The sequence below is a fragment of the Flavonifractor sp. An306 genome (assembly GCF_002159455.1).
Taxonomy (GTDB): Bacteria; Bacillota; Clostridia; order Oscillospirales; family Oscillospiraceae; genus Flavonifractor.
Genome location: NZ_NFIQ01000008.1, coordinates 58,191 through 67,942 on the forward strand (window position 1 = coordinate 58,191; position 9,752 = coordinate 67,942).

Below are 9,752 nucleotides of genomic sequence, written 5' to 3' on the forward strand. Positions count from 1 at the left end.
CCATGGATAAACAGATGACAATGTCTGCGCTTAGTGATGAGTTGGCGCAGGTACGGACAAAGAAGAAAGAATTTCTAGCCCAGATCGAGCGGATCGTCCCGTGGAAGGAATGGCTTACGCTGATCCAGCCGTGCTATTACAAAGGAGAGCGCGGCAATAAACCCTATCCACTGGAGACCATGCTGCGGTTGTATCTGCTGCAAAATCTGTATGACCTGAGTGATGAAGCAACAGCGGCGGAGGCAATCGACAGCCGGGCATTTTCAGATTTCTGCGGCGTTGATTCCAGCAATCAGGTGCCGAACGGAGATACCATTGGCCGCTTTCGGAACCTGCTGGTGAAGAATGGACTGCAGGAGAAACTGTTTGCACAAGTTGTTACCGCGCTCACTGAACAGGGCCTTATCCTGAAAAAGGGAACGATCGTAGATTCCACCATTATTTCCGCGCCGTCTTCCACCAAGAACAAGGAGAAAAAGCGGTATCCGGATGCACATCAGGTCAAGAAGGGCAACACATGGCACTTTGGCTATAAAGCCCATGTTGGGGTGGATAAGGACAGCGGACTGGTACACACAATGGAGGCGACACCAGCCAATGTCCATGATGTGACGCAGACTTCATCCCTGCTGACCGGTGAGGAAGATGTCGTTTACGGCGACAGTGGCTATCTTGGAGCCGGGAACCGTGAGGACGCGATCGTTCGGAACAAATCCGGACGCAAGATCAAATACAAAATTAACCGACGTCCATCTCAATTAAAAAAGCTGAGCAAGAGCGGCCAGTATGCCGCAAAGAAAGTAGAACACGCAAAGTCTTCTGTTCGGGCAAAAGTAGAGCACGTATTCGGTGTCGTCAAGAAACAGCTGCAATTTCGAAAAACGCGATACCGAGGGCTCGAAAAGCAGCGAGCCAAATTCAATATCATGTTCGCATTGGCGAATCTGCTTCTGGCTGACAGGCCCTGCCTGGCGGCTTGAAGTTGTGCGCTCTCGCGAAGAAATGCGCCGGGAAGCCTATGGTTTCCTGCCTGATGGGTGATTCGACAGCGCTTGCCTCAGCAATTGTGCGGTGCTGCCCTAAGTTTTGCCATGCTTTTGCATAGCAAAACGGCCGCCCCCCGAGGGACGGCCGTTTTTGTGTGTGGGTGAGTGGTTTGGGCGGGGCTCAGAAGAAGGCGCCCCAGATCAGGAAGCCTCCGCAGGCCACCACGCCGGTGAAGATGGTGACGATCACCAGATAGCCCATGATGTTGCGGGCGGACAGGCCGGCGATGCCCAGTGCGGGCAGGGCCCAGAAGGGCTGGATCATATTGGTCCACTGGTCGCCCCAGGCGATGGCCATGGCGGAACGGCCGTACTCGATGCCCATCTCGGTGGCGGCGGGCATGACGATGGGGGCCTGCACCGCCCACTGGCCGCCGCCGGAGGGCACGAAGAAGTTGATCAGGCCGGCGGACAGGAAGGTGAGCACGGGGAAGGTGATCTCATTGGAGATGTTGGTGAAGAAGTTGGCGATGATGCCGGCCAGAGACACGCCGGTCTCGGGGTTCTGGGCCACCATCAGGCCCATGATGCCGGCATAGAAGGGGAACTGGAGCAGGATGCCTGCGGCGCCGGAGGCGGCGTCGGCAATGGCGTCCACATACTTGCGCAGATCTCCGTGGAGCAGGATGCCCAGGAACAGGAAGATCATGTTGACGATGTTCAGATCCAGGTTGAAGCCCTTCTGCACAAAGTAGTACACAATGTAGAAGAAGCCCAGCACCAGGGTGATCACCCACAGGATACGGCTGTGCTCAATCCGGTCGGCGGGGGTGTCGATCTTGTACTCCTTCTCCGCCTCGTCCACCAGCAGGGCGGGATCCACCACGATGGTGTGGGCGGCGTCGGGGTGCATGGCGTAGTTGACCAGGGGCATGAGCAGCAGGATCACGATCACCATACCCAGGTTCACGGGGTGGAAGATGGTGTCCATGGTGCCGGCGTAGTAGTTCACACCCAGGATCTCGGTGCCGCCCTGGGCGCCGATCTGCAGGGGGATGGAGCCGGACAGGCCCGCGTGCCAGATGACGAAGCCGGAGTAGGCGGAGGCGATGAGCAGCGGGTAGTCCACGTCCTTCACCCGCCGGGCCACGGCCCGGGCCAGCAGGGCGCCGGCGATCAGGCCGAAGCCCCAGTTGAGCCAGCAGCAGATGGTGGACACAAAGGTGGTCACCAGGATGGCGCTCTTCTTATCCTTCGCCAGGGTGGCAATCGCCGCCAGCGCACGCTTACATGCCTGCGCGGAGGCCATGGCGGAACCCAGCACCAACACCAGGGCCATCTGCATGGAGAAGGACAGCAGGCCCCAGAAGCCGTCGCCGGTGCCGCCTCTGCCGCCCCAGGCCCAGACCACCTCCAGGGGGCCCTGCTGGGTGCCCACCATGACGCCGATAAACACGATGATGGTCAGGATGATGGCGAACAGGAACGGATCCGGCAGCCACCGGTTCACGACCCGAACGCAGCCGTTGGTAAAGCGTTTGAACATAAACATCTCTCCCTCTTGTGATTTCTTCTTTACCCAACACAGGTTGTATTATAGTCACATTGGATCAAAATGTCAATCCGGCTCAGTTATTTTTGTGCATTTTTGATAGTTTCTTGTGTAAAATAGGCGTTCCCATTTCCTCCCCCCTCCCGCCGGAAAAGTCCGTCACGCCGGACCCGCCCAGCAGCAGGATGGTGGTGTCCAGAGCGGCCACCTTCTGGGCCTTGGCCATGACCTCCAGGGTGTGGGGGTCCTTGGCCACCATGGCGGATACGAATTTCTGGTTGCGCTGCAGGAAGTCCATCTCGGACCGGCGGCGGGTTTCGCTCTCCTGATAGCGCTCCCGCAGGCGGTAGATTTCCGTGATGTCCCGCACCATGGTGATGATCATGGTGATGTTGCCCGCCTCGTCAAAATGGGGCGTGCTGGTGATCAGCGCCCGCTTTCCTGTGCGGAAGGTCTGCTCCAGCGTGACCGGGCGGCGGCTTTTCAGCACGCACAGCGAGCCGGAGCGGTCGATAAGACCCGAGGCGACGATCTCCCGCATGTTTTTGCCCAGCACATTTTCCCGCCGCAGGCCGGAGACCTCCTCATACGCCTGGTTGATCAGGATGGTGTTGGCGTCTCCGTCTGTGATGTAAAGTCCGTCATAGATGCTGTTCAGAATGGCGAACAGCTGAAAGTTGATCTCCTTCTGACTGCCTCGCAGCAGCGTGGAGCTCTCGTCCAGAAAAATATGTCCGGATTCCTGCATCGGTCATCCCTCCGTTGTCGTACCGTCAGCCCTTGGGTACGTTCCCCTCCAGAACCACAAAGGGCATGCCGCATTTTTGGGTGATGAAGCCGTCAAAACGGTCCAGTTCCTCCGGGTTGGAAAAAGCGGAGACCGGAATGATATAGGCGCCCTGGGAGAAATAGAGGAACCGCCACTGGGGCAGGGCGGCCAGATGGGTCACCTCTTTGTAGCGGGCCGTGGCCGTGGTGTCGCCCACCTTGGCCCGGATCCGGTCGCCCTGGAACAGAAATTCCACCTGGGCGGGATAGTCGCCCTTACGCTTGGCGTCCCGGATGGCCTTACGGTAGGTTTTGTGCTGGGCCCGCATGGCGCCCAGGGGAATGACTGCGAACTGCAGTATGGCGAAGGCAATGCCGCCGATGCGGACGGGCAGTGGGGAGGTGTTCCAGTTGAATATCAGCAGAATTACGATGACCGCCGCGATGCTGAACAGGGCGGGGTAGGCCATGACCTCCATCCGGTGCTTCTGAAAGAGCTTCCACGTGGCTTTGGCCATGGCCCGATAGGCCGGTTCGTCATAGGTGCTTTTTATGAGAATGTCGGTTTCCGCGTGCATGGGATATCTCCTCCGATCTGTGCATGATGAAGGCATTGTACAGCGAAACAGGAAACTTATCAAGTCCGCAAATGAAACCAAGGGCCGAGAAAAATGGGTTGACAATGTTGTCTACATCATATAGACTGTAGGCGTCTACAAGATAGAGACAAGGAGGGAAAGACCATGAAGGCCTATCGTTTGGGGGCGGTGGAGGCCAGGTTCGCGGATCTGATCTGGGCCAACGCCCCGCTGACCACCGGGGAGCTGGTCAAGCTGTGTCAAAAGGAGCTGCAGTGGAAACGGACCACCACCTACACAGTGCTGAAACGGCTGTGCGAGCGGGAGATTTTTGAGACCAGGGACAGTGTGGTGACAGTAAAACTCTCCCGGGAGGCGTTTTACGCCTGCCAGAGCGAGGAATTTGTGGAGGAGTCCTTCGGCGGTTCTCTGCCCGCCTTTCTGGCGGCCTTTACCGCCAGAAAAAAGCTGTCCCGGGCTGATGTGGCGGAGCTTCGGAGGATGATTGATTCCTATGAAGAGGGGGAGTGAGCATGGAGGCCCTGTTTGAAAAGCTCCTGTCCATGAGCGCCGCCGCCGGATGGATGGTTCTGGCGGTGGTGGCGCTGCGGCTGGCGCTGTGCCGGGCCCCCAAGTGGACGCGCTGCTGGCTGTGGGCGCTGGTAGGAGTGCGGCTGGTACTGCCTGTGTCCCTGAAAAGCCCCCTGAGTCTGGTTCCCCGGTCCCCGGTTGAGGTGGGGGCCGTCCTGCCGGAGGCGCCGGCCGCCCTGCCCCAGCAGCTGCCGCAGGGAGTGGGCGGGTACCCGGCGGCGGCAGCCGATGCCCCGGCGGCAGGCCCGGAACTGACGGCGGTACTGAGCTGGCTCTGGCTGGCCGGGGTTTTGCTGCTGCTGGGGTATGCCCTGCTCAGCGTGATCCGTTTGCGGCGGCGGGTGGCGGAGGCGGTCCTGCTGGAGGGGCGGGTCTGGCAGTGCGACCGGGTGGATACCCCCTTTATTCTGGGTGTGCTCCGGCCTAAAATCTATTTGCCCTCCGATCTGCCCCCGGCGGCGCTGGAGCCGGTGCTGGCCCATGAGTCTGCCCATCTGGCCCGGAGGGACCACTGGTGGAAACCGCTGGGCTTTCTGCTGCTGGCGGTCTACTGGTTTCACCCGCTGGTGTGGCTGGCCTACGGGCTGTTCTGCCGGGACCTGGAGCTGGCCTGCGACGAGCGGGTGGTCCGGAGGCTGGACGGGGCGGGGCGGAAGGCCTATTCCCAGGCCCTGCTGACCTGCAGCGCGGAGCGGCGGGTTTTGGCGGCCTGTCCCCTGGCGTTTGGAGAGGGAAATGTAAAGGGCCGGATCAGGGCGGCGCTGCACTACCGCAAGCCCGCCTTCTGGCTGGTACTGGCGGCAGCGGTGGCCTGCATCATAGCGGCGGTGTGCTTTCTCACCGATCCGGTCCGACATCCCACTCTGGAGTGGGCCCAAAGCCTGACGGCGGAGCAGGTTGCCTCTGCGGAGCTGGTGGTGATGCCCCAGAGCCAGGACAAGCAGTATAAGCAGTTTTCCACGGAGGAGATCCCGGCGGTGGTGGCGCTGCTCAACGAGAGCCGGGGCCGCCCGGCGGGAGAACCTGAGAGCCTGAACGGGCAGAGCATCTGGTTTTACCTCACCCTCACCGACGGCACCCGGCATGAGGTGGGCAATATGGGGAACGTCTATCTGGTGATTGACGGGGACTATTACGATGGACCCTATGACTGGCTCTCCACCTGGGATGACAGTTACGGCGCGGGGGATTCCCCCCTGCCGGAGGGCTATTTTGCTCCTGCCCTTACTCTGGAGGATGTGCTCAAACTCTCAGAGAAAGGGGAGGGGCTGACCTGGGGGGATTTGGAAGGTTTCTCCTATACCGAGGCGGGCTCTGGTCTTTATATCCGGATTTACTTCATCGACAGCCAGTATACTCTGTGGGTGGGGGGCGCGGGGCCCTCGGGCTCGATTATGTACGCCAACCTGAACTGTGCGTACTTTGGAGAGAGTGTGGATATTCGTACCGGAAATGTGAAGGACTTTGTGGAAGAGCAGGAGGAGCGGTGGAACCGGACGGCAGAGCTGTTTGCCGCCATTGCGGCCTCTCCCGCTGTCTCCTCCAGTCCGGGCGATTATCTGAACGCCCATCCGGAGGAGCACCAGGCCCTGCTGGACGGCGGGACGGATACCATGTGCTATATCTTTACCCAATTCCTGGCGGGGGATCAGACCGGGCTGGAGGGCCACCTGATGCGTCTGGTGCTGGACGAGCTGGCCCCGGAGGCCCGGCTCAAGCTGGAGGCCGATACCGGGCAGGAATATTTCGACGCCTGGCGGGAGACGGCGGAGGGCGTTCTGGAGGAACACGGGGCGGAATGGATGGAAGAAAATCAGCCCGCTATGTGGCTCATGCTGCAAATGCAAAGGGCAGAACCTTAAGGTTCCGCCCTTTGCTTGTTGAAAAAGAGGGGCTATTCGCTTTTGATGGCCTCCAGGGCGGGAATCTGTACCGCCTTGTTGGCGGGGTAGTAGCCCGAGCCCAGGCCGATAAGCACCGAAAAGACGATGGCAAAGATCAGCAGCCAGGGGGGGATTACCGACACCCGGTTGATCCCTTCGCCCCCCAGAATAGCCGCAGGGATGTTTTCCGGGGACAGGCCGATGGATACCAGATTGATGATTACCGAGGCAATAAAGCTGATGATACAGCCGATGACCCCGCCGATAAGTCCGATGGCCCCCGCTTCGGACAGAAACATGATGCGCACGTCGGAGACGTAGCAGCCCAGGGCCTTCATAATGCCGATCTCACGGGTGCGCTCGGAGATGGACATGATCATGGTGTTGGTGATGCCCAGGGCGGCCACGAACAGGGAGATGGCCCCCAGGCCGCCCAGCATCATCTGCTTCTGCCGGGCCTCCTTCTCCATGGGCTTGCGGATGCTCTCCATGGACTCGGTGCCATATCCCATGGCCTTGATCTCCTGCTCGATGTCGGCCACCCGGTCGATGGCGCTCACCTTCACCAGCACGGAGTCGTAGGGAAGCTTCTTTTTGGCGGGTCCCTGCACCTTGTCCAGCAGCTTGCGCAGGTCGGTCAGGCTCATGATCATACCCTCTGAGGTCTCATAGCCCTTGGAGTAGTCCTCCTTTACCACCCCGGAGGGGGTGACCGGCAGCTTGATGGTGCCGGAGGAGGTGGCGATCTCCATGGTCAGGGCGGTTTTCATGGGGTCAAAGTAGGGGGGCGGCAGCTGGGTGGGCTGGCCGTTGTCGTCCAGCTCCCCCGCCCAGCGGTCGATCATGTTCCGCCCCTCCGGGCGCAGGGTGTCCTTGAAGCTGTAAGCCAGAAACTCCCCGACGACCACCTCGCCGTCCCGCTTGGGGGCCGAGCCGTTGAGAATCCGGTAGCCCAGCCGCTCCATCTCCCCGGTGTCCATGCCTACCACCGAGGTCCAATCGGCCACATAGCGGTTGCCGGTGCCGGCCAGCAGGCGGATGGACTCCACCTCCAGGGTCTGCTTGGGGGACACCCCCACCACGCCGTCCATATTGCGCAGCCGCTTCACCAGGGCGTCGTCCAGCTTGACCTTGCCCTTGCCCTTCTGGGGGGCGCTGACGGTGATGATGGTGAGATCCCCCATCTCCGAGAGCAGCTTTTCCTGGGTCTCCTTCATGCCGATGCCCAGGGATACCATGATGACGATGGAGCAGCACCCGATCAGCACCCCCAGCACCGTCAGAAAGGTGCGGGAGCGCCGCCGCATGAGGTTTTGCAGGCAGATGCGGAGCAGATCTTTCTTCCGCATGGCTTATTCCTCCCCGCTGCTGTCGGTGTCATCCCAGTCGTCCCAGCTGCCGCTGGTGGAGTTAAGCAGCTGCGCGGCTTTCTTCTTGCGGACGATGATCACCACCGTCAGCACGATCACCACGGCCCCCGCCGCCAGGACAATGGGCAGCACGGGGATGTGGGGGCCGACGTCCTCGTCCATGGCGCCATCCCCGTCGTCCACCGGGGGTACATACTCCTCCGCCGTCAGCTTGATGGGAAATTCCTTGGTCTGCACCTGCTGGTCGGCATTCTCATAGGAGATTTTCAGCACCACATTGATTTCTCCCGCCTTGTTGGGGGAGATGGCAAAGCCCACGTTGCCGTTGGTCCCGGCGGTGACGTTGCCCAGATACTGGGTGCGGGCGGGGGTGTCCACATCCTCTCCCACCACGGTGGCCTCCAGGTTGGAGATATCGTCCTTCCCCTTGTTCACGTAGGCCAGGGTGAGCTCGATTTCCTCGCCCACGGTGCCGAATTCGGGGACGGTGGGGGCATTGATCTGGAACCGGTCGGGCTGGTAGACGGGGACGGACAGCTTGATGTCGGAGGTGGCCTGGGTCCGCTTTTCCCCGTCTCTGTACTCGTATTTAAAGGAGATGCTGATGCTCTGGGCGCCGGTCTTGCTGGCGGGTACCACCCGCATGGGAACCTGCTGGTCCTTGCTGCCCCCGGCGGCCAGGGATTTGTAGAAATAGGTGTTGGTGCTGCCGTCCATGGTGAAGCACTCGCCGCCATCCACCGTCACCACCACGTTTTCCACCTTGGAAACGCCAGTGTTTTCAAAGGTGAAGTCCAGGGGGAACTTGGAGCCGGCGGCCACCGACTCCCCGCCGTAGGTAAAGCTGCGGATCACCAGGTTGGGAATGGAGGGATCAATCTTTACGGGGAGGTTGGCGGACAGGTTGAGCCGGTCGGTGGCGGTGGCCTGGGTGATGGTCTCGCCGTTGTCATAGCTGTATTTCAGCTCGGTGCTGAGGGACTGGCTGGTGGAGGTCAGGTCCTTGGCGGCCTGGACGCGCACGGAGATGGCGGCGCTCTGGCCGGGCTCTATCTCGGGCAGCAGGAAGGTGGAGGTGTCGCTGAGAATGGTCAGCCCGTCGGAGGGGGTGACCGACGCCGTGGGAGAGAGCAGTTTGGTGGTTCCGGCGTTCTGGAAGGTGAGGGTGATATCCGCGCTCTGGCCGGGGTCGAGAGGCTTTTCCATGGCCGAGCGGGTGACCAGCACCACCGGCTGGGGCACGCTCTCCTTGGCCAGGGTGGGGATGATCACCTTGTCGGAGGCGGTGACCTGGGCCATGGTGGCGCCGTTGTCGTAGCTGTATTTCAGCTCGGTGCTGAGGGACTGGCTGGAGGAATTGAGGCCTTTCAGGGCCTTGATCCGCACGGTGATGGCGGCGCTCTGCCCGCCCTCTATATCGGGCAGCAGGAAGGTGGAGGCGTCGTTGAGCACCACCAGGGACTCAGAGGGGGTAACGGTAACCGACGGGGTTACCAGCTTGTCCTTGCTGGTGTTGCGGAAGGTGATGGTGAGCTCCGCCTCCTCCCCGGGGCCGATGGGGGTGGCCAGCTGGGAGCGGGTGACCAGCACCACCGGCTGAGGCGTACTCTCCCGGGCAAGGGCGGGGATGGAGATTTTATCTGAAATCGTCCCCTGGGTCAGGGAGACGTTGTTGTAATAGTTGAATTTCAGCTCCACCCCCAGGGACTGGGCGGGAGAGGCGATGGTGGCGTTGGCCTTGAGCTTGAGGCTGACGGTGCCGGTCTTTTTGCCGCCGATGTCATCCAGCAGGAAGGAGGAGGAGCCGCCGGCGATGGTCAGCCCGTCGGAAGGGGTGAAGGTGGCAACGGGGGACTTCAGCGCGGCGTTGCCCAGGTTCTGGAAGGAGACGGTGATGGTAAACTCCTGTCCGGCCTCCACCGGCTGCCTGAGCTCGCTGCGAGAGACCAGCACCATGGGGGCGGGAATGGGCTCCGGCGGGGGAGGCCGGACAGGAGTTTACCATCACCGTCTCCTTCCAGAAC

Annotated in this window: 8 protein-coding genes; 3 read left to right on the plus strand and 5 right to left on the minus strand. The window is 61.0% G+C overall.

Features of this window, described 5'->3' with window-relative positions:
* Positions 1 to 14 precede the first annotated feature (14 nt).
* Entirely contained in the window at positions 15 to 980 is a 966-nt protein-coding gene (locus B5F88_RS03260; protein ID WP_087341609.1) for an IS5 family transposase, read from the plus strand.
* 187 nt (positions 981 to 1,167) lie between these two features.
* Here B5F88_RS03260 and B5F88_RS03265 read toward each other — a convergent pair whose 3' ends face one another.
* The 3 genes from B5F88_RS03265 to B5F88_RS03275 all read right to left on the minus strand — a co-directional run bounded on the left by B5F88_RS03265 (position 1,168) and on the right by B5F88_RS03275 (position 3,884).
* Positions 1,168 to 2,532 (minus strand): TIGR00366 family protein, encoded by a 1,365-nt coding sequence (locus B5F88_RS03265; protein ID WP_087341611.1) that lies wholly within the window; start codon positions 2,530 to 2,532, stop codon positions 1,168 to 1,170.
* Between the two features lie 82 nt (positions 2,533 to 2,614).
* On the minus strand, positions 2,615 to 3,286 hold the full coding sequence (locus tag B5F88_RS03270; RefSeq protein ID WP_087341593.1) for a PAS domain S-box protein: 672 nt from the start codon (positions 3,284 to 3,286) through the stop codon (positions 2,615 to 2,617).
* Positions 3,287 to 3,311: 25 nt separating this feature from the next.
* Positions 3,312 to 3,884: a YcxB family protein gene (locus B5F88_RS03275; protein ID WP_087341595.1), complete on the minus strand. Its 573-nt coding sequence runs from the start codon at positions 3,882 to 3,884 to the stop codon at positions 3,312 to 3,314.
* Positions 3,885 to 4,049: 165 nt separating this feature from the next.
* On the opposite strand from B5F88_RS03275, the gene B5F88_RS03280 reads away from it, so the two are divergent.
* Together B5F88_RS03280 and B5F88_RS03285 are read left to right on the plus strand one after the other, a co-directional pair.
* A complete protein-coding gene (locus B5F88_RS03280) occupies positions 4,050 to 4,415 on the plus strand; it encodes a BlaI/MecI/CopY family transcriptional regulator (RefSeq protein WP_087341597.1) in 366 nt (121 codons plus the stop codon).
* Positions 4,416 to 4,417: 2 nt separating this feature from the next.
* A complete protein-coding gene (locus B5F88_RS03285; protein ID WP_087341599.1) occupies positions 4,418 to 6,337 on the plus strand; it encodes a M56 family metallopeptidase in 1,920 nt (639 codons plus the stop codon).
* Positions 6,338 to 6,369: 32 nt separating this feature from the next.
* Here B5F88_RS03285 and B5F88_RS03290 read toward each other — a convergent pair whose 3' ends face one another.
* Together B5F88_RS03290 and B5F88_RS03295 are read right to left on the minus strand one after the other, a co-directional pair.
* Positions 6,370 to 7,707: an FtsX-like permease family protein gene (locus B5F88_RS03290; RefSeq protein ID WP_087341600.1), complete on the minus strand. Its 1,338-nt coding sequence runs from the start codon at positions 7,705 to 7,707 to the stop codon at positions 6,370 to 6,372.
* A 3-nt stretch (positions 7,708 to 7,710) separates the two neighbouring features.
* Entirely contained in the window at positions 7,711 to 9,684 is a 1,974-nt protein-coding gene (locus tag B5F88_RS03295; RefSeq protein ID WP_087341602.1) for a hypothetical protein, read from the minus strand.
* Positions 9,685 to 9,752 lie beyond the last annotated feature (68 nt).